Here is a 20,001-nt window from a genome sequence, read left to right as displayed (position 1 = left end):
GGGAGGGGCGCGCGTGATCCGCAAGACGGCGAGGCTGTTGGCCTGGACCCTCGGCGGGCTGGCGCTGCTCGTCGTGGCGCTCGGCGGCGGCCTCGCCTGGCGCCTGTCGCAGGGGCCGCTGCCCCTCGACGCCCTGACCCCGTACGTCGAGGGTGCGCTGGCCGACGCGGTGCCGGGCGCACGGATCGGCATCGCCGCCCTCGGCGTCAGCTGGGTCGACGACGACGGCGACGGCATCGGCGGGCTCGACCTGCGGGCCGTCGACGTCACGGCGACCGGCGCGACCGGGGAGATCCTGGCCGCGGTCCCCGAGCTGGGGGTCGACTTCTCCGTCGGCGCCCTGCTGCGCGGCCGGCTGGAGCCGACCCGGCTGGTGCTGGTGCGGCCGCGCATCGCCGTGGTGCGCCACGCCGACGGCAGCATGGGCTTCGACATCGGGACGGAGGCCAAAACCGCCGGAGAAGGGACCGCCGCCGCCACGGAACGCGGCGCGGGCGACACGGCGGTGGTGGACGAGGTGCTGGCGGCCCTGGACGCGGCGCCCGACCCCGAGCGGCCGCTCGGCCTGCTGCGGCGCGTAACGGTGGTCCAGGCCGACCTGCGGGTGACCAACCGGGCCACCGGCTTCGCGTGGCACGCCACCCGGGCCGACATCGACCTCCGGCGCGACGGCGAGGGCATCGCGGGCCGCCTCGACCTGGTGCTCGACCTCGGCGGCGAGACCGCCACCCTGTCGGCCACCGCCGACCACCGCCGCGCCGACGGCGCCACCACCACGACCATCCGTGTCGACGACCTGGAGCTGGCCCGCCTCGCCCGGGCGGCGCCGGAGCTGGCGCCGTTCGCGGGCGCCGCGTTCGCGGTGGACGGCACCGTCGTCGTCGACTTCGACCGCGGCCTGCTGGCGCGGCGGGTGCGCTTCGACCTGGCCGCCGGGTCGGGCAGCCTCGTCGCACCGGGGTTGGGCGCCGCGCCGCTGGCGGTGCGCTCGGCCGGCGCCCGCGGCACCGTGGACCTGGCGGACCGACGGCTCGAGCTGGACGGCGTCGCCCTCCACCTGGGCGGCCCCGGCGCCGGCCCCGGCACCCGGCTGTCGGCGGTGGGGACCGTGGTCGCGACGGGGGGGCTGGACGCGCTGCCGGCGGGGTCGCTGACGGTGACCGTCGGCCATGGCCTGCGCACCGCGACCGCCATGGTCGACGCCGCGCCGGACGGCGGTGGCGGGATGACGGTGACGGCCGAGCTGGAGAGCGTGACCCCCGCCGATTTCGCCGATCTCGCGCCGGAACTGGCGCCGCTGCGGGCGGTCCAGGCCCCCGTCGCGGGGACGGCGACGCTGCGCCTGGACGGCGCGTCGCGCCCCCTCGACGGCCGCGTCGAGCTGACCGCGGGCCGTGGGCGCGTGGTTCCGCCCGACGGCGTCGGCGCGCCGCTCGACGTGCGCTCGGTCCTGGTCCGGGCCACCGTCGACGCGGTCGCCCGGCGCCTCGAGCTGGAGCGTCTGGAGGTCGATCTCGGCGGCCCGTCGGTGGACGCGCACGCCTCGGTGCGCCCCGCCGGTGACGCCGCGTCGGCGGATTTCCGGGTGGACGGCACGGTGACCGCGCGCGCGGTCCCGCTGGACGACCTGGCCCGCCTGTGGCCGGCCGGGGTCGGCAGCAAGGCGCGGGCGTGGATCACCGAGAACCTGTCGAACGGCACCGTGCACGAGGCGACGGCGCGGCTGTCCGGCACCGCGATCCTCGACGGCACCCCGGACTTCGTCCTCGGCAGCCTCGACGCGACGCTGACGGCGTCGGAGGTCGACGTCACCTATTTCCGCCCGCTGCCGCCGGTGCGCGGGGTCGCGTCGGTGACCGCGCGCAGCGACGGCGAGACCATGACCGTCCACACCGAGGGCGGCGCGCTGGACGACGTCACCCTGGGCGCCGGCACCATCGTCATCCACGACCTGGGAGGGCGCGAGAGCATCGACATCGCCCTGGCGGTCGACGGGCCGGTCCGCACCATCCTGACGGTGCTCGACCTGCCGCCGCTCGGCTATCCCAGCCGCCTCGACATCGATCCCGCGGGCACCGCGGGCCGTGCCAAGGCGGACCTGGAGTTCCACTTCCCGCTCCTGGAGGACCTCAAGGTCGACGACATCGACGTCGCCGTGAGGGCGGCGCTGAGCGGCACCGGGGTCCGGAACGTGGCGGCCGGCCTCGACGCCAGCGCCGGCGACCTCGACCTCGTGCTCGACACCAAAGCGATGACCGTGAAGGGCAAGGCCCGGCTCGACGGCGTCCCGGTGGTGCTGGACTGGAAGGAGCAGTTCGAGGACGGCGCCAAGGGGCCGCGCACCCGCGTCCACGTCCGCGGCACCGCCGACGTTGCCGATTTCGCCAAGTTCGGGGTCGAGGCGGAGGAGTACGCCGCCGGGCCGGTCGGCACCGACGTGGTCTTCACCGTCGACCAGCGCAAGCGCCTGGGGCTCAGCGGCACCCTCGACCTCACGGCGACCGATCTGCGGATCGAGGATCTCGCCTGGGCCAAGGCCCCGGGGATCCCGGCCTCGGCCACGTTCGCGCTGAAGTTCCGCAAGGACGCGGTGGTCGGGGTCGACGGCATCGTGTTCGACGGCGGCGGCCTCGGCGCGGAGGCGAGCATCGAGCTCGATCCGGAGACGGCGGCGCTCACCCATGCCCTGGTGTCGCGCCTGACCCTGGACGCCACCGACGTGCGTGCGGACGTGGCGGTGCGCGACGGCGCCTATGTGGCGACGGTGACCGGCGCCAGCCTCGACGCCCGCCGCCTGATGGCCCAGGACGACCGCCCGGCGGAGGCGCCGGCCGCGCCGCCGCGGCCCCAGCGCGCCAAGGTGGCCACCGTGCGGGTCGGCCGCGTCGTGTTCGGCGAGGGCCGGCAGCTCGGCGACGTCGTGGCGAAGGTCAGCCACGACGGCCGGGTGTGGACGCTGATCGACGTCACCGCCTCGACCGGACCCTCCTCGTCCCTGTTCATGCGCTTCGAGCCGGTCGACGACCGCTACAAGGTGCAGATCATCGCCGACGACGCCGGCCGGGCCCTGAAGATGCTGGACATCAACGACCGCCTCGAGGGCGGGCGGCTGCGCATCGTCGGCACGACCAGCGAGCCGCGGCCCGACGCCGCCATCGAGGGGCGGATCGAGATCGCCGACTACACCGTGGTGCAGGCGCCCACTTTGGCGCGCATCCTCAACGCCATCTCACCCACCGGCCTGGCCGAGCTGATGAGCGGCCAGGGGATCACCTTCGGCCGGCTGGTCGGGCAGTTCCGCAAGCAGGGGCGGCGGCTGACCCTCGACGACATGCGCACGTCGGGCAGCGCCCTCGGGCTTACCCTGGAGGGTGACATCGACCTGGTCGCCGACGTCGCCAACCTGCAGGGGACCATCGTGCCGGTGTACGGGCTCAACCGCATCCTCGGCCAGATCCCCATCCTCGGCGACGTGCTGAGCGGTGGCGCCGGCCAGGGGATCTTCGCCGCGACGTGGCATGTCCGCGGCCCCTTCGCCAACCCGGAGGTGTCGGTGAACCCGCTGGCGGTCCTCGCCCCGGGCTTCCTGCGCAACCTGTTCTTCCTGGGATCGGCCGGGGAGGCGGACGGCGTTCCGTCGGCTCCGTCACCCGGAAATGAAACCGGAGCACCCGCGGCTGCGGACGCTCCGGGAGGTTGAAAACCGATGGTGCCGCGTGGCGTTGGCCGGCACCCGTCCATCGGCCGAATGATGCGCTTTTTGGGCGTCCTCCCAGGACTCGGGCCGTTCGGCCTCGCGCCGTCCGGCCTAGCCGAACGGTCAGCGATAACCTGCTCCAAAGGGGGGGCATTGTCAAGACGCGATGCACACCGGAAGTTGGAAATCGGTTGGATCGATCCAACTCCTGTGTGCACCGAGGATTGCGCGCCGAATCGGGCGCGCCCTTCGAGCGGGCGCCTTGCCGCGCCGCCGCGGTCAGCCGCCCGGCCGGACCAGGGCGTGGCGCTTCTTGCCCGCCGACAGCTTGATGGCGCCGTCGTCTCCCACGTCGGCGAGGCCGGCCAGGGCCGCCTCGTCGGCGATGGCCGCATCGTTCAGCCGGGCGCCGCCGCCCTTGATCAGGCGGCGCGCCTCGCCCTTGGACGGGGCGAGGCCGGCGATCACCAGCAGCTCGACCACCGGCATGCCGGCGGCGAGCTGGTCGCGCCCCACCTCGACGGTGGGCAGGCCGGCGGCGGCCGCCCCCTGTTCGAAGGTGCGGCGCGCCGTCTCCGCCGCCTCGGCCGCGGCGTCGGCGCCGTGGGCGAGGCGGGTCACCTCGTTGGCCAGCACCTTCTTGGCCTCGTTGATGCCGGCGCCCTCCAGGGCCTCCAGGCGCGCCACCTCGTCCAGCGGCAGTTCGGTGTAGAGGCGCAGGAAACGGCCGACGTCGGCGTCCTCGGTGTTGCGCCAGTACTGCCAGAAGGCGTAGGGGCCGAGCTTGTCGGCGGTGAGCCAGATGGCGCCGGCGGCGGTCTTGCCCATCTTGGCGCCGGTCGCGGTGGTGAGCAGCGGCGTGGTCAGGCCGTACAGCTCCCGCTGGTCGACGCGCCGGCCCAGCTCGACGCCGTTGACGATGTTCCCCCACTGGTCGGAGCCGCCCATCTGCAGGCAGCAGTCCAGGCGCCGCCCCAGCTCCATGAAGTCGTAGGCCTGGAGGATCATGTAGTTGAATTCCAGGAACGTCAGCGGCTGCTCGCGCTCCAGCCGCAGGCGCACCGATTCGAAGCTCAGCATGCGGTTGATGGTGAAGTGGCGGCCGACGTCGCGCAGCAGCGGGATGTAGTGGAGGCCGTCCAGCCAGTCGGCGTTGTCCACCATCACCGCGTCGGTGGGGCCGTCGCCGAAGCGGAGGTAGCGGCCGAAGATCCGCTGGATGCCGGCCATGTTCTCCTTGATGCGCTCCTCGGTGAGGAGCTGGCGGCTCTCGTCCTTGCCCGAGGGATCGCCGATCTTGGTGGTGCCGCCGCCCATCAGGACGACTGGCTTGTGGCCGGTCTTCTGGAGCCAGCGCAGCATCATGATGGGCAGCAGGCTGCCCACGTGGAGGCTGTCGGCGGTGCAGTCGAAGCCGATGTAGGCGCTGACCGTTCCCTTGACCATGCGGGCGTCGAGCCCGTCGAGGTCGGTGCACTGGTGGATGAAGCCGCGCGCATCCAACGTGCGCAGGAAGTCCGATTGCAAGGTGGTCATGGCCCGAACGTCTGGCTGATAAGGGAAGCGGCGTCTGTTAGCACGGTTTCGCCGCCCGCCACAATTCCGCACCGGCCGCGCATCCGGCCGCCGCTCCCGCGCCGTCCGGGGCGGATTGCATGCACACGGCGCTTGCGGGTCGACGGGGGGGGCGGGGCGGCGTATGCTGCCGCCCGACGATCGGAGAGGGGCAACCATGGGCAGTGTGCTGGACGGCTTTCCGGAGAGCCGAACACCCGAGGAGCAGGTCGCCTGGCTGAAGCGCCGCATCGGCGAGCTGGAATCCCGCTACGACGCGCGGGTGCAGACGCTCGAGGCCCGGCAGGCGGAGATCGAGCAGCGCATCGCCGTGCACGAGCGCCGGCTCGAGGACCACGAGCGGCGCCTCGCCCTGGTCGAAGCCCAGGTCAGCGCCATTCGCCGCGGCGATACCCTCCCCGAGGGCATCGACGACGCCTGGGGCGGCTTGCAGACGCGGCACTGATGCAGACCGTCATCGGACTGATGAGCGGCACGTCGATGGACGGGATCGACGCCGCCCTCGTGCGCACCGACGGCGAGGACCGGGTGGAGCCCGCCGGTTTCGTCAGCGTACCCTACGCCGACGCCTTCCGCGCCCGGCTGCGCTCCTGCCTGGGCGGGCACGGCCCGGTGGTCGAGGTGGAGCACGAGCTGACCGAGCTGCACGCCGGTGCGGTGGCGCGGCTGCTGGCCACGACCGGGCTGACCGCCGCCGAGGTCGACCTCGTGGGATTCCACGGCCACACGATCCTGCACGCGCCGCAGGAGCGCCGCACCTGGCAGCTCGGCAACGGCGCGTTCCTGGCCCGCATCACCGGCATTCCCGTGGTCGACGATTTCCGCACCGCCGACGTCGCCTCGGGGGGCGAGGGCGCACCGCTGGCGCCGCTGTTCCACCGTGCCCTGGCGGCCGGGCTGGAGCGGCCCCTGGCGGTGCTGAACCTCGGCGGCGTCGGCAACCTGACGTGGATCGGCGCCGACGACGCGGTGGTCGCCTGCGACACCGGGCCCGGCAACGCCATGCTGGACGACTGGGTGCTGGCCCGCTGCGGCGCACGCTACGACGCCGACGGCGCGTTGGCGGCGGGCGGGCGGGTCGACGCCGGGGCGCTTGCCGCGCTTCTCGGCCATCCCTATTTCGCGCGCCCGGCGCCCAAGTCGCTGGACCGCGACGCCTTCGACGCCACGCCGGTGCTGGGCCTGTCTCCGGCCGATGGGGCGGCGACGCTGACCGCCTTCACCGCGGCGTCGGTTGCCCACGCGGTGCCCTTTCTGCCGGCGCCGCCGCGGCGCTGGCTGGTCACCGGCGGCGGGCGCCACAACGCCACCCTCATGGCCATGCTGGCCGAGCGCCTGGACACGCCGGTCGACCCGGTCGAGGCGGTGGGGTGGGACGGCGACGCGCTGGAGGCCCAGGCGTTCGCCTACCTCGCCGTGCGCAGCCGGCTCGGATTGCCGCTCAGCCTGCCGACGACGACCGGGGCGCCGGTTCCGCTGACCGGCGGGCGGTTCCATCCGCCGGAGTGAGCCGCCCCACGGTCAGCCCCCGGCCACCGTCGCCCCGCTGCCGATCCGTGCCTGCATCTCGTCGAGAAGCGCCTGCAGTTCCGGGTCGCCGGGGTCGATGGTCAGGGCGCGCTGGTAGAACAGGCGGGCGTTCAGCCAATCGCCCTCGGCCCGCGCCATGACCGCCCAGCGCCGGTAGATCGCCTCCATCTCGTTCCGCAAGGCGGCCACGGCGGCGGCCTGCGGGCGCAGCGCCTGCATCCGCTGGACCGTCTCGAAGGCGTTGTCGCCGTCGGGTGTGGTCAGCTTCTTCGCGGCGATCTGGGCGAGGGCCTGCGCCTCCAGCCGTGCAAGCCGCTCCGACACCTCCCGCTCCCGAACCTCCCGCTCGGCCGCCGGGGCCCCGCCCGGGGCGGAGGCCGGCTCCGCCGCCGGCTGCGGCGCGGTCGGGGCCGGCACCGCGACGGGCGGCGCCAGCGGTGGCAACGGCGCGGGTTCCCGCGGGGCGTTCGGATCGGCGGCGGCGGTCCGGGTGCGGCCGACGATGCCCTCGAGGTCCGCCAGCAGCCGGGTCAGGGAATCCTCGCTCCGGGCGGGGACCGGCCGCTGCGCCGGCGCTCCGGCCGTGGCGTCCGGCGCCGCGGCCGTGCCGTCCGGCGCCGCGGCCATACCGTCCGGCTCGCCCGGCGGGCGGGGCGATCCCGGCACCGCTGGCGAGGCGCCCCCCGGCGCCCCCCGCGGTGGATCCACCGGCACCGTCACCATCGGCTCGGCGCGCGGCCGGGGGGCCGATTCGCCGGCCCCGGAGCCCGGCTCCGCGCCGGCCGGCCCCGGCGTGGTGGCGCCGGCGGTCCCCGCCATCTCGGCCGCCGGCCGGGACAGGCGCTCGTTGAGGATGAAGGCGCGGGCCCCGTGCCAGGCGTCCACCGCCGCCGTCTGCGCCTGGCGCATCTCGGTGGCGACTCCCGGCACCATGGCGGTGCCGCCCAGCGCGAGCGCCGCGCCGGCCGCGGCCACCCAGGGCAGGAGTCGTGAGCGCGGCCAGGTTCGCGCCGGCGGCGCGCCGCCCGCCGCCGGCCGGTGGGCGGTGTCGGGGCGCAGCGACGGCGTCTGGTTGGACGCCAGGCGATAGATCACGCCGTGGTCGCGCAGGGCGCGGGCCAGTGGCGGTGCCGCCAGCGTGCGTTCCAGCGCCGACGCGCCGCACAACAGCACCTGCAACGCACGGCCCTGGGCCGATTCGGTGCCGCTGAGCTCGACCAGGTCGGCCAGGGTGTCGGGGGGCAGCCGCTGCGCGTCGCGGACCGCCAGCAGGCCGCTGCCGGCAAGATCGAGCCGGCGTTCCAACTCGTCGACCAGCGCGTCGAAGCCGCCGCCCTCGACCGTCTGCCCGGTGGCCTCGGCACCGGCGGCGGCCACCAGCGCCTCGACGTCGGCGGCGGGGTGGGCCGCTGTGGTCAGCACCAGGGCGCCGTCGGCGGCGATCCCCGCGGCGAGGCGGTCGAACACGGCCTGGCGGTCCTCGCCGGTGCCGCCGGCCAGCACCAGCAGGCGCTTGCGCGCCAGCATGGCCAGCGTCAATCCGTCCAGCGCCTCGCGTTGCGCCGCGGCCGCGGCGTCGGCCGCTGGCGTCGCGCCGTCGGGCTGGCCGGTGGGCGCGCCGGTGGGCTGCGGAAGGGGCTGCAAAGCGGTGCGGGTCATCGGCATTCCGTGGCAGTGGAACCGGGGGCGTGGACGTCCCTGGTTCCTGACTCTAGGCGGCCGCTCGTCCGGTGCGACGGTGCAAAGGGTCGACGCCCCTGCTCTTAAGGGGGCGGCGACCACCACGGGAGGCTGGCCCGGCCCCCACCGGGCGTTATAGGGTGGCGGCCCTGTCCGACCAGACCTCCAGGCCGCGCATGCGCATCGGCATCGACCTCGGCGGCACCAAGATCGCCGCCGTCGCCCTCGACCGCCAGGGCGTGGAACGGGCGCACCGGCGGGCCGCCACCCCACGCTCCTACGACGCCACCCTGGCGACCCTCGCCGCGGTGGTGGCCGGGCTCGACGGCGGCCCGGGCGCCACCGCGCCGGTCGGGCTGAGCCTGCCGGGCGTGGTCGATGCGGCGGCGGGCAGGGTGCGCGCGGTGAACCTCCCCTGGCTGGAGGGGCGGGCGCTGGCCGACGACCTCGCCGCGGCGCTGGGACGCCCGGTCCGGCTCGCCAACGACGCCAACTGCTTCACCCTGTCGGAGGCGGCCGACGGCGCGGCGGCCGGGGCACCGGTGGTGTTCGGCGCCGTCCTCGGCACCGGGGTCGGCGGCGGCATCGTGGTCGACGGGCGGATCGTGGCGGGCCGCAACGCCAGCGCCGGGGAGTGGGGGCACACGCCGCTGCCCTGGCGGGTGGCCGAGGACGGACCGCCGCAGGCCTGCGGCTGCGGCCGTGCCGGCTGCATCGAGACGGTGCTGTGCGGGGCCGGGCTGGCCCGCGGACACGCCCACCGCACCGGGCAGGCGCTGTCGCCGCCACAGATCGCCGAGCGCGCCGCCGCCGGCGACACCGACGCCCGCGCCACCCTGGAGTGGCACGCCGACGCCGTCGCCCGCGCCTTGGCGGGCGTGGTCAACCTGCTGGATCCGGATGTGGTGGTGGTGGGCGGCGGCCTGTCGGCGCTGCCCGACCTGTGCGCCATGGCGGCGCGGCGGCTGGGCCTCTACACCCTGGCGGCGGGGCCGCGCACGCGCATCGTGCCGGCCCGCTTCGGCGGCGCGAGCGGCATGCGCGGTGCCGCCCGCCTGTGGCCCGCCCCGCCTGACGCGCCTTAGGCCGCGCGAGTCACGGCCGGCCGGCCGGCCGCGGCACGGGCCGTTGGCCCCCGCGCCTGGGGGCGGGGACCGTCGGCCGGTGGCCGGCGCGTCAGTCGGTGACGGTCTGCCAGAAGAAGAACAGAACGAGCAGAATCATCAGCGCGAAATCCATGGACTCTCTCCCGGTGATGTGACCGGGCCTCTATACGACAGAACGCCGCCGCGGGGAAACGCGCGTTGTCAGCAGGCCGCGTGTTTTCCCGCGATCCAGGTGGCGCGCGCCCGCAGCCCGGCGTCCAGCAGCACCAGGTCGGCGGCGAAGCCCGCGGCGATCCGTCCCCGCTCCGCCTCCAGGCCGAGCGCCGCCGCGGGATAGGTGGACGCCATGCGCAAGGCCTCGTCGAGCGGGATGCCGATCCGGCGCACCGCGTTGCGCACGGCGCTGGCCATGTCGAGGGCCGATCCGGCGAGCCGCCCGTCGGCGGAGACGCAGCGTCCCTCCCGCACCGTCACGGTGCGGCCGTAGAGGGCGAAGTCGCCGCCGTCCCCGCCGACCGGCGGCATCGCGTCGCTGACCAGCACCAGCCCGCCCGGCGGCTTGGCCTTCCAGGCGAGGCGGACCGATGCGTCGTGGACGTGGTGGCCGTCGACGATGATGCCGCAGCGCACCCGGTCGTCGGCCAGTGCCGCCCCGACGGCACCGGGCTCGCGCCCTTGCAGGGGGCTCATGGCGTTGTAGAGATGGGTTGCCATGGTGACGCCGGCGGCGATTCCGGCGGCCATCTCGTCCCAGGTGGCCGCGGTGTGCCCGGCGGCCACCCGCGCCCCCGACGCGACGATGGCCGCGATGGTCGCCGCCGGCACCGTCTCCGGAGCGAGGGTGACCAGCGAGCGGCCGGGCAGGGCGGTCAGCACCTCCAGGTCCGCGGCGTCGGGCGGGGCGATGAAGCGGGCGTCGTGGACGCCGCGCCGCGCCACCGCGATGTGCGGCCCTTCCAGATGGATGCCGAGCACCCCGGGAACGCCCCCGGTCAGGGCCGCGGCCACCGCGGCGACCGCGGCGCGCCGGGCCTCGCGTGCGTCGGTGATGAAGGTCGGGAGCAGGCCGGTGGTGCCGAAGCGCCGGTGGGCGCCGGCGATGCGGGTCACCGTCGCGACGTCCGGTCGGTCGTTGAAGAGGACGCCGCCCCCGCCGTTGACCTGAAGGTCGATGAATCCCGGCGCCAGCAGCCCGCCGGCGAGGTCGTGGGGCACCGCGTCCGCGGGCACGGCGCCGGCCGGCACCACGCCGGCGATCCGCCCGTCGGCGATCAGCACCGCGGCGTCGCGCAGGACGGCGTCGCCGGTGTGGACGGTGGCGTTGATCAGGGCGTCCAAGGCAGGTCTCCGGCCGGTCCGCGACAGCCCCCGTCGCTACCGCGCCACGGGGGGGCGGGGCAAGAGCCATCGAAACGCGTGGAGCCGATCGTTAGGACCCGATCGTCGGGGCCCTTTGTTGGGGCCCATCGATAGGGATTGCCGGGCCCGCCGGTTTCTGGCAGAAAAAAGGCCGCTGAGACAGCGGCCTGAGTTTAGGGAGGAAACGCCCAAGAAGGGCGAAGCAGCAATCGCTTGCTGCACTGCAAAATTAGCCAGATCCATTCGGTGCCGCAACACCGGAGCACGGCCCCCGCGCGGGGCCGTCGTGTTTCCGGGATAAGTGTTGCGAAAGGGTCACAGGCGCGCGACAGGACGGCGCGCGGTGCGCGATGATCCGATCCGGCGCGTTGTCCGGCGGCGAATGCCAGAGGAAAAGGCGGCCCGCGTGACCGAATCGTCCCCCCGCGTTGAGGATCAGCCCTCCGCACTCGACCGTTTCGCGGCCTTCGTCGCGTCCCTGGACGGGCGCACCCCGGCGGTCTTCCTCGACTATGACGGCACCCTCACCCCGATCGTCGACCGCCCGGACCGGGCGGTGCTGAGCGACGCGGCCCGCGCCGCGGTGGCCCGGCTGGCCGACCTCTGTCCGGTGGCGGTGGTCAGCGGCCGCGACCTCGACGACGTGCGGCGCCTGGTGGCCCTGGACCAGCTGGTCTACGCCGGCAGCCACGGCTTCGACATCCGCGGCCCCTCCCTGCGCACCCAGGTCGGCGAGGAGTACCTGCCCGCCCTGGACGCCGCGCAGGCCGCCCTGGCCGGGCGCCTGGAGGGCATCGCCGGCGCGCTGGTGGAGCGCAAGCGCTTCGCCATCGCCGTGCACACCCGGCTGGTGGCGGCCGGCGACAAGGCGACGGTCGCCCGTGCCGTGCGGGAGGTCGCGGCGCAGCAGGACGATCTGCGCGAGACCGGCGGCAAGGAGATCCACGAGCTGCGCCCGAACGTGCCGTGGGACAAGGGGCGGGCGGTGTTGTCCCTGCTCGACACGCTCGACCTCGCTGGAGCGGGCGTGCGTCCGGTCTACATCGGCGACGACGAGACCGACGAGGACGCCTTCCGGGCGCTGGCCGGCCGCGGCGACGGGGTGCGGGTCATGGAGACGCCCGGCGCCACCGCCGCCGGGTGGAGCCTGCGCGACCCGGAGGAGGTGCGGGTGTTCCTGGAGCGCCTGGCCGACCATCTGCGCGGCGTCGGGGGCCGCCGATCCTTGTGAAGGCGGGGACGGGGGCGTACCGTGTCCCGTCCCTTCTGCGAGCGGAGGCCCGTTCCATGTCCGTCGGTCCCGTCGACAGCGCCCCTCTTGCGCCCCCCGCCGCCTCGGCCCTGGCCGGCATGCAGCGCGCCGAGGCGGCCGTCGCCGCCGCCACCGCGCAGGTCGCGGCCGGGACCATCGACGCCGCGGTCATCCTCGACGTCGCCAGCGCCGAGACGGCGTTCGCCACCAACGCCAAGGTGCTGCAGGCGGGCACCGAGATGACGCGCCGGCTGCTCGACACCCTGGCGTGACTCGGGCTGCGTGACTGCGGGGGGCGTGGCGCGGCGCCCGGCAGCGGCCTAGACGGCCAGCAGCCGGCGCCGGGCGTCTTCGTCGGCCAGCAGGGCGCTCATGGCGCCGGTCCAGCGCACCGCCCCCTTCTCGATGACCACGGCGCGGTCGGCGACGGCGCCGGCGAAGGCGAGGTTCTGCTCGCTCAACAACACGGACAGGCCTTCCGCCTTCAAGGCGGCCACGGCGGCGGCCATCTGCTGGACGATGCGGGGCGCCAGCCCCTCCGACGGCTCGTCCAGCAGCAGCAGCGTGGGGTTGCCCATCAGGGTTCGGGCCACGGTCAGCATCTGCTGCTCGCCGCCGCTCATGCGGCCGCCGCGCCGCGCGCCCATCTCCGCCAGGTTGGGAAACAGCGTGAACAGCCGGTCGGGCGTCCAGGCCGGGGCCGGGGGGCGCGGCGGCTGGCGTCCGACCTCCAGGTTCTCGCGCACGGTCAGGTCGGTGAAGATGCGGCGCTCCTCGGGCACGTAGCCGACGCCGAGACGGGCGATGGCGTGGGGCGCAAGCGCGGCGAGATCGCGCCCGGCGAAGCGCACGCCGCCACGCCGCGCCGCGACCAGGCCCATGATCGCCTTCAGCGTCGTCGACTTCCCGGCCCCGTTGCGGCCCATCAGGGCCACCACCTCGCCCGGCGCGACGTCGAGGCTCACGCCGGTCAGGATGTGGGCGCGCCCATACCACGCCTCCAGCGCCGACACCTGGAGCAGGGGGAGGGCGGTCGCCGGACCGTGGCTCATGGCGCATCCCCCAGGTAGACGGCGCGCACCCGCGGGTCGCTGCGCACCGCGCCGGGCGCGCCCTCGGCGATGGGCCGGCCACGGTCCAGCACCAGCACCCGGTCGGCGTGGCCGAACACCACGTCCATGTCGTGCTCGGTGAACAGCACCGCCAGGCCGCGCTGGTGGGCGAGACCGGCGGTCAGCGCCATCAGCTCCTGTCGTTCGCCGGGCGCCATGCCGGCGGTCGGCTCGTCCATCAGCAGCAGGCGCGGCTCGCCGGCGAGGGCCATCGCCAGCTCGACCCGCTTGAGGTCGCCGTAGGCCAGCACACCGCACGGCCGCTCGGCCTGGGCCGCCATGCCGACACCCTGCAGCAGCGCCAGCGCCTCGTCGCGGAACAACGCCGCCGCCGGGCGCCACAGGCCGAACAGCCGGCGCTGGCGCGACAGCAGGACCATCTGGACGTTCTCGCGCACCGTCATGGACGCGAAGGTGGCGGTGATCTGGAAGGTGCGGCCGACGCCCAGACGCCAGATGCGCCGCGGCGGCAGGCCGGCGAGTTCGACCCCGTCGAGGCGGATCGAGCCCCGGTCGGGACGGAGCTGGCCGTTCAGCAGGTTGAAGCAGGTGCTCTTGCCCGCCCCGTTGGGGCCGATCAGGGCCAGCAGCTCCCCGGCGCCCAGCGCGAAGGACACGCCGTCCACCGCCTGGACGCCGCCGAAGGCGCGGGCCAGCCCCTCCACCACCAGCCGGTTCATGGCGCGTCCTCCCCACCGCCGCGCCACCGCGCCACCACCGACCTGGCGAAGCCGACCACGCCCTGGGGGAAGGCCAGCACGAGCGCCACGATCAGGGCGCCGAGGATCAGCCGCCAATAGTCGGTCAGCCGCATGAACTCGGTCTCCAGGCCGTGGAACAGGGCGGCGCCGACGGCCGGGCCGGTCAGCGTGCGCAGGCCGCCCAGCAGCACCATCACCAGGGCGTCCACCGACACCGGCACCGCCAGCAGGGTGGGGAAGACGCTGCCCTGGGCGAAGGCGTAGAGGCCGCCGGCGAGACCGGCGCAGGCCCCGGCGAGGGTGAAGGCCATCCACTGCTGACGGCGCACGTCGATCCCCACCGCGTCGGCCCGCAGCGGCGAATCGCGGCCGGCGCGCAGGGCGTAGCCGAAGGGCGCGAAGGCGGCGCGGCGCAGCAGCCACACGCCGCCCCCCGCCAGCAGCAGGGTCAGCTCGTAATAGGCGGGCTTGCCGGCCGCCCAGTCCGGCGGCCACAGGCCGAGGATGCCGTTGTCGCCGCCGGTGAGCGCGTACCACTGGAACACCACGGACCAGGCGATCTGCGCGAAGGCCAGGGTCAGCATGGCGAAGTAGAGGCCGGAACGGCGCACGCAGAACCACCCCGCCAGCAGGGCCGCCAGGCCGCCCGCCAGCGGTGCCGCGGCCAGCGCCGGCACCATCGGGGCGCCGGCGTGCTGCACCAGCAGCGCCGCGCCGTACGCCCCGAGCCCGAAATACGCGGCGTGGCCGAACGACACCAGGCCGCCCAGCCCGGTCAGCAGGTGGAGGCTGGAGGCCAGCAGCGCCAGGATCACGACCTCGGTCAACACGATCAGCGCGTAGTCGCCGGCGACCAGCGGGGCCGCGGCGAGGACCAGCAGGATCAGCGCCGGCGCCGCGGCGGCGGGTCCCCGGTCGGGGCGCAGGGGCTGGTCCGGTGCCTCGCCGGCGGGCGGGCCGTCCTCGGACCGGCCCATCAGGCCGTAGGGGCGCAGCACCAGCACGACGGCCATGAACAGGAAGACCACGACCAGGGTGATCTGCGGAAAGACCAGGATGCCGAAGGCCTGCAGCTGCCCGATCAGCAGCGAGGCGACGAAGGCCCCGGGCAGGCTGCCCATGCCGCCCACGACGACGACCACGAACGCCTCGACCACCATCGCCATGTCCATGTGCAGGGTCACCGCCTCGCGCGGGACCTGCAGCGCGCCGCCCAGCCCGGCCAGGGCGGAGCCGAGGAACAGGGCGGTGGTGAACAGCGTGGCCTGGTTCACCCCCAGCGCCGCCGTCATCTCCCGGTCCTGGGTGGCGGCGCGGACCAGCGTGCCCCAGCGGGTGCGGTGGAACAGCGCCAGCAGGCCCAGCAGCACCAGCGGGCCCAGCGCGATCAGCATCAGATCATAGACCGGGAAGGGCTGTCCCAGAACCTCCACCGAGCCGCGCAGCAGCGGCGCACGGCGGCCCAGCAGGTCCTCCGGCCCCCACAGCCAGGAGGCGGCGTCCTGGACGATCAGCACGACGCCGAAGGTGGCCAGCAACTGGAACAGCTCCGGCGAGCGGTACAGGCGGCGCAGCAGCAGCACCTCCATCGCCGCGCCCAGCGCGCCGACCGTCAGGGCGGCCAGCGCCACCCCGCCCCAGAAGCCCAGCGGGGTGCCGCCCCACCGTTCCACCAGGGACCACGCGAGGTACGCGCCCAGCATGTAGAAGGAGCCGTGCGCGAAGTTGACGATGCGCGTCACCCCGAAGATGACGGTCAGCCCCGACGACACCAGGAAGAGCGTGGCCGCCGTCGCCAGGCCGCTGAGGAACTGGACGAGGTAGAAATCCATGGATCGTTGCCCCCGGTCCCTCCCGTCCCGCGCTGGGAGGGGAGGAGGGCCTCACCGCGCGGGGCGCAGCAGGCGGACGGCGTCGTCGTCGGGCAGGTAGTCCGCGCCGGCGGCGTAGCGCCAGTCGGTCATCATGGGTTTGCCGTCGCGCACCGTGGTGCGGCCGACATAGGCGCCCATGGTGGCCTGGTGGTCGATGGCGCGGAACAGGATCGGGCCGAACGGGCTGGAGAGCTCCAGCCCCTCCAGCGCCTCGACCACCTTCTCCGGATCGGTGGAGCCGGCCGCGTCGAGGGCGGCGGCGATCGCCTTGAAGGTGGCGTAGCCGACCACGGAGCCCTGCTTGGGCAGCTCGCCGAAGCGCGTCTGGTAGGCGGTGGAGAACGCCCGGTGCTCCGGCGTGGTGATCTGCTCGTGCGGGTAGCCGGTGACGATCCAGCCCTCCGGCGCTTCGTCGCGCAGGGGTTCCAGGTACTCCGGCTCGCCGGTCAGGAGGCTGACCACGGCGCGGTCGCGGAACAGGCCGCGCTGGCCGCCCTCGCGCACGAACTTGGCGAGGTCGGCGCCGAAGGTGACGTTGAAGATCGCCTCGGGCGCCGCCGCCGCCAGGGCCTGGACGGTGGGCCCCGCCTCCAGCTTGCCCTGGGCCGGCCATTGCTCGGCCACGAAGGTGACGTCGGGGCGCCGGGCCTTCAGCAGCTCCTTGAACCACCTCACGGCGGATTGGCCGTACTCGTAGTTGGGGGCGACGGTGGCCCAGCGGGTCGCCGGCAGCTTCGCCGCCTCCTCCGCCAGCATGGCGGCCTGCATGTACGTGCTGGGCCGCAGGCGGAAGGTGTAGCGGTTGCCCTTCTGCCAGGTGATGGCGTCGGTCAGCGGCTCGGCGGCGATGAAGGGAATGGCGTTGCGCGCGGCGAAGTCGGAGACGGCGAGGCCGACATGGGAGAAGTACGTGCCGGCCAGCAGGTCGACCTTCTCGTTCGCCAGCAGTTCGCCGGCCGCACGCACGGCGTCGTCGGGCTTTCCGGCGTCGTCGCGCGAGACCACCTCCAGCGTACGGCCGCCCAGCACGCCGCCGCCGGCGTTGACCTCCTCCACCGCGAGCTGCCAGCCCTGGCGGTAGGGCAGGGTGAAGGCGGGCAGGCCCGTGTAGCTGTTGATCTCACCGACGCGGACCGGGCCGGCCGACGCCGCGGCTCCGGCGGTCTGGGCCTGGGCCGGGATCGGGGGGACGGCGCCGGCAAGCCACGCAGCGGCGACCGTGCCGAAAAGGCGGAGGGTGTGGCGGCGGTTCATGGCTCTCGCATCGCGTTGGGGGAACGGAAGGGGCGGCGCCCCCCGCGTTCATACCAAACCCGTGCGAAATGTCACCGCCCGCTGTGGCACCGGGCGGTGCAAATCACATCAACCGCTCCAGCAGGTCGAGGAACTGGCGCCGCTCGTGCTCGTCCAGCGGCTTCAGCGCCCGGGAATGGGCGGCCGCGACGTCGCTCTTCAGGCGTGTCACCAGCGCCTGCCCGGCGGTGGTCAGGCGCACGCTGGTGCGCCGGCGGTCGAGGGGGTCCGGGCTGCGGCTCACCAGGGCGCGCTCCACCAGGCGCAGGATCACCCCCTGGGTGGTCGCCGGGTCCATGTAGGTCAGCCGCCCCAGCTGGTTCTGCGAGAGCGTGCCGTGCATCTCCAGGGTGGCGAGCGCCGCCCATTGGGTCGGCGTGACCTCGGCGTTGCCCACGGTTTCCAGGAAGATTCCGTTGGCGCGCTGGTGGGCCCGGCGCAAGCGGTGGTTGATCTGGTCGGACAGCGCGACGCCGACGGAAAGAAGCTGTTGCGACTCGCTGTCCTCGGTGCTCCGGCACGAGGCGATCATGTGGGTGTCCATCGTCCTTGGCTCCTTTGTCCGCGACGGATGCGGGGTCGCCGGCGGCGGGGCATCGCCCTCGGCAACCGCTATGCCCAATGGCATATTCGTCTGGCGTTGGCGGACAAAGGAAAAAATCGCATTCGTGGCATGTCTCATGCCGAAGGAGTACAAATAGGACGTATTCGTTCCCGGCCCCGACGGATCGTGTCGGCCCCCGCGCAACGGGGCGCCGGGGCGGGTGGATGGTCGTTGCCGGGCGGCCTCTCGCCGGCCTCTCGCCGGCCTCTCGCCGGCACCACGGCGGATGGCGGCGGGTGGCGGCGGGGCGGTCAGGGGGCCCGTTTCGGGGGATAGGTCGGCGGCGGCACGGCGCGTTCGGTGTCGCTGCGGGGTGCCGGCGCGGCGGGTTCGGGCACCCCGCCCGGGGTGTAGGGCGGCATCGCGTCGTCCGGTGGCCGCTTCGGCGACCGCGCCGGCCTCGGCCCGCTGGGCGGCGATGGGGGGGTGACCGGCGTCTCGGGGTCGGCCATCGGGACCTCCAGTGGTGGGTGGGGCTGTCGGCGTCGCCCCGTCCCCGGAAAACCGCCGTGGCCGTCCGCCGTCCCGCCCCTCCGCCGAACGCGCCGTCGCCTATGACGTTCGTCGAGTAGTTCGCCGGGCTCCTCTCCGCTCGGCGGATGCCAGCCAAGTCATGTTGCCGGGTGGGCACAGTTGCCCGCAAAACCGTGTTCCCCGTGCCTTCACTGTTGCGTTCGTGTCACGCCATCGGTTGACTTGCGGCACCGCCCGATCCACCGACCCGGTCTCGGGCGCTTCAGTTTTGCGGCATGATGCCTATCGCGGTGAGCCCCATGAAGACCTTGTCCCCGTCGATTGTTGCCTCCGCCGCCGCGGTCGCCGGACTGTTGTCCGGGCTGGGCCCGGCGCCGGTCGCAGCGCAGGACCTGCAGCGCGGCGAGACCGTGCTGGAGCGTCCCCGCCCCGAGGTCGAGCAGCTCGGCATCCGGGCCGGCTCCTTTCGCGTCCTGCCGCGCCTCGAAGGCGGGGTGACGTACGACAGCAACGTCCTGGCCACGGAGCGGGACGAGGAGGACGATCTGATCATCGTCACCCGGCCGGAGCTGGACATCCGTTCCGACTGGAACCGCCACGCGCTGAACCTGTCGGCCTATGGGGAGCTCGGCCGCTACACCGACCATTCCCGCCTCAACTACACCGACTACCGGGTGCTGCTGGACGGCCGCCTGGACGTGTGGCGGGACAACACGCTCGAAGGCGAGGCCTTCCACCGCCGCAACCACGAGGGCGCCGGGGAGATCGACACCGAGCTGGGGCCGACGCTGGCGACCGGCGTGGCCGAGCCGGTGGTCTACTACGTCACCGGCGGCGAGCTGGCCTACACCCACCATTTCAACCGCGTGAACCTGCGGCTGTCGGGGCTGGCCTCGTACTACGACTACGACGACGCCGTCCTCGCCGGCGGCGCGACCCAGCCCGAGGACGACCGCAACCGCTGGATCTATGGCACGGCGTTGCGCGCCGGCTATGCGTTCCTCGACGGATACGAGGCGTTCGTGCAGGGCGCGTACACCTGGACCCGCTACGACGATGCCACCCGCTACGGCGACGTCGCGCGCGACTCCGACGGCTACGACATCACCGCCGGCTTCAGCGCCGATCTCACGGCGCTGGTCACCGGCGAGGTCTTCGCCGGCTACCTCTCCCGCGACTTCGACGCCCCCACCCTCGACGACGTCGACGGGCTGGCCTTCGGCGGGCGGGTCAACTGGGCGGTGACCGAGCTGACGGCGGTCACCGGCTCCGTCACCCGGCACGTGCGCGACACCCGGGCGGCGCTCGGCGGGGCCACCGCGTCGAGCTACACCCGCACCGTGTACGCCATCGGCGTCGACCACGAGCTGCTGCGGACGGTGCTGCTGAACGGCCGCGTGCAGTACCGCACCGACGACTTCAATGGCATCGATCGCGCCGACGACGTCTACACCCTGGGGCTCGGCGCGACGTACCAGGTCAACCGCTACCTCTACGTCACCGGCGGCTACACCTTCGAGGAGCGGCAGTCGGACGCGGCGACGGAGTACAGCACCAATCTGCTGTTCCTGCGGGTCGGCGCCCAACTCTGACCGGCCAACTGGTCGCCAAGTCGCCATCACCACGCCCACAGTCCTGCCGCGCAATGACGGCGCCCGCGAACGCCGCGGGCGCCGTCCTTCGTTTTGACCTCGGCCGATCGGCGGGACGGGATATGCTGCACCCCATGCCTCGTCCATTCGCC

The 20,001-nt window shown here is 74.2% G+C and carries 15 protein-coding genes; 7 read left to right on the top strand and 8 right to left on the bottom strand.

Annotated features, from left to right (window positions below; translation table 11 throughout):
- Positions 1–13: 13 nt before the first annotated feature.
- A complete protein-coding gene (locus AC6H2I_RS16460) occupies positions 14–3,700 on the top strand; it encodes a YhdP family protein (RefSeq protein WP_497501753.1) in 3,687 nt (1,228 codons plus the stop codon).
- A 276-nt stretch (positions 3,701–3,976) separates the two neighbouring features.
- Here AC6H2I_RS16460 and tyrS read toward each other — a convergent pair whose 3' ends face one another.
- On the bottom strand, positions 3,977–5,233 hold the full coding sequence (gene tyrS, locus AC6H2I_RS16455) for a tyrosine--tRNA ligase (RefSeq protein ID WP_497501752.1): 1,257 nt from the start codon (positions 5,231–5,233) through the stop codon (positions 3,977–3,979).
- Between the two features lie 196 nt (positions 5,234–5,429).
- Here tyrS and AC6H2I_RS16450 point away from each other — a divergent pair, with 196 nt between their 5' ends.
- Both AC6H2I_RS16450 and AC6H2I_RS16445 read left to right on the top strand, forming a co-directional pair.
- A complete protein-coding gene (locus AC6H2I_RS16450) occupies positions 5,430–5,717 on the top strand; it encodes a hypothetical protein (protein ID WP_497501750.1) in 288 nt (95 codons plus the stop codon).
- On the top strand, positions 5,717–6,781 hold the full coding sequence (locus AC6H2I_RS16445) for an anhydro-N-acetylmuramic acid kinase (protein WP_497501749.1): 1,065 nt from the start codon (positions 5,717–5,719) through the stop codon (positions 6,779–6,781). The genes AC6H2I_RS16450 and AC6H2I_RS16445 overlap by 1 nt, the downstream gene beginning before the upstream one ends.
- Positions 6,782–6,793: 12 nt before the next feature.
- Here the strand turns inward: AC6H2I_RS16445 and AC6H2I_RS16440 are convergent, their stop codons facing one another.
- Positions 6,794–8,461, bottom strand: a complete 1,668-nt coding sequence (locus AC6H2I_RS16440) for a tetratricopeptide repeat protein (RefSeq protein WP_497501748.1) — start codon at positions 8,459–8,461, stop codon at positions 6,794–6,796.
- 161 nt (positions 8,462–8,622) lie between these two features.
- Here AC6H2I_RS16440 and AC6H2I_RS16435 point away from each other — a divergent pair, with 161 nt between their 5' ends.
- Complete coding sequence (locus tag AC6H2I_RS16435) at positions 8,623–9,567, top strand: ROK family protein (RefSeq protein WP_497501747.1); 945 nt, start codon at positions 8,623–8,625, stop codon at positions 9,565–9,567.
- A 222-nt stretch (positions 9,568–9,789) separates the two neighbouring features.
- Here the strand turns inward: AC6H2I_RS16435 and nagA are convergent, their stop codons facing one another.
- Complete coding sequence (gene nagA / locus AC6H2I_RS16430) at positions 9,790–10,926, bottom strand: N-acetylglucosamine-6-phosphate deacetylase (RefSeq protein WP_497501746.1); 1,137 nt, start codon at positions 10,924–10,926, stop codon at positions 9,790–9,792.
- A 427-nt stretch (positions 10,927–11,353) separates the two neighbouring features.
- Between nagA and otsB the strand changes: the two genes are divergently transcribed.
- Together otsB and AC6H2I_RS16420 are read left to right on the top strand one after the other, a co-directional pair.
- The gene (gene otsB, locus AC6H2I_RS16425) at positions 11,354–12,178 is read left to right on the top strand and encodes a trehalose-phosphatase (RefSeq protein WP_497501744.1); all 825 of its coding nucleotides are present in this window, start codon (positions 11,354–11,356) and stop codon (positions 12,176–12,178) included.
- 56 nt (positions 12,179–12,234) lie between these two features.
- The gene (locus tag AC6H2I_RS16420; protein ID WP_497501743.1) at positions 12,235–12,471 is read left to right on the top strand and encodes a hypothetical protein; all 237 of its coding nucleotides are present in this window, start codon (positions 12,235–12,237) and stop codon (positions 12,469–12,471) included.
- A gap of 48 nt (positions 12,472–12,519) precedes the next feature.
- On the opposite strand, the gene AC6H2I_RS16415 is transcribed toward AC6H2I_RS16420, so the two are convergent.
- From AC6H2I_RS16415 to AC6H2I_RS16395, 5 genes are all read right to left on the bottom strand, one after another.
- A complete protein-coding gene (locus tag AC6H2I_RS16415) occupies positions 12,520–13,251 on the bottom strand; it encodes an ABC transporter ATP-binding protein (protein WP_497501742.1) in 732 nt (243 codons plus the stop codon).
- Positions 13,248–13,991 carry an ABC transporter ATP-binding protein gene (locus AC6H2I_RS16410; RefSeq protein ID WP_497501741.1) on the bottom strand — a complete coding sequence of 248 codons (744 nt, stop codon included), beginning with the start codon at positions 13,989–13,991 and terminating at the stop codon, positions 13,248–13,250. Before AC6H2I_RS16410 ends, AC6H2I_RS16415 begins: the two co-directional genes overlap by 4 nt.
- Entirely contained in the window at positions 13,988–15,844 is a 1,857-nt protein-coding gene (locus tag AC6H2I_RS16405; protein ID WP_497501740.1) for an ABC transporter permease, read from the bottom strand. The genes AC6H2I_RS16410 and AC6H2I_RS16405 overlap by 4 nt, the downstream gene beginning before the upstream one ends.
- Before the next feature lie 51 nt (positions 15,845–15,895).
- The gene (locus tag AC6H2I_RS16400) at positions 15,896–17,140 is read right to left on the bottom strand and encodes an ABC transporter substrate-binding protein (protein WP_497501739.1); all 1,245 of its coding nucleotides are present in this window, start codon (positions 17,138–17,140) and stop codon (positions 15,896–15,898) included.
- Positions 17,141–17,243: 103 nt separating this feature from the next.
- Positions 17,244–17,723, bottom strand: coding sequence for a MarR family winged helix-turn-helix transcriptional regulator (locus tag AC6H2I_RS16395; RefSeq protein WP_497501738.1), 480 nt, complete (start codon positions 17,721–17,723; stop codon positions 17,244–17,246).
- 833 nt (positions 17,724–18,556) lie between these two features.
- On the opposite strand from AC6H2I_RS16395, the gene AC6H2I_RS16390 reads away from it, so the two are divergent.
- Complete coding sequence (locus AC6H2I_RS16390) at positions 18,557–19,849, top strand: outer membrane beta-barrel protein (protein WP_497501737.1); 1,293 nt, start codon at positions 18,557–18,559, stop codon at positions 19,847–19,849.
- Positions 19,850–20,001: the final 152 nt, after the last annotated feature.

It is taken from the genome of Azospirillum sp. NS33 (assembly GCF_059703765.1).
The sequence above is the reverse complement of the archived record's forward strand: the minus strand, read 5'-3'. Positions and strand labels throughout refer to the sequence as shown.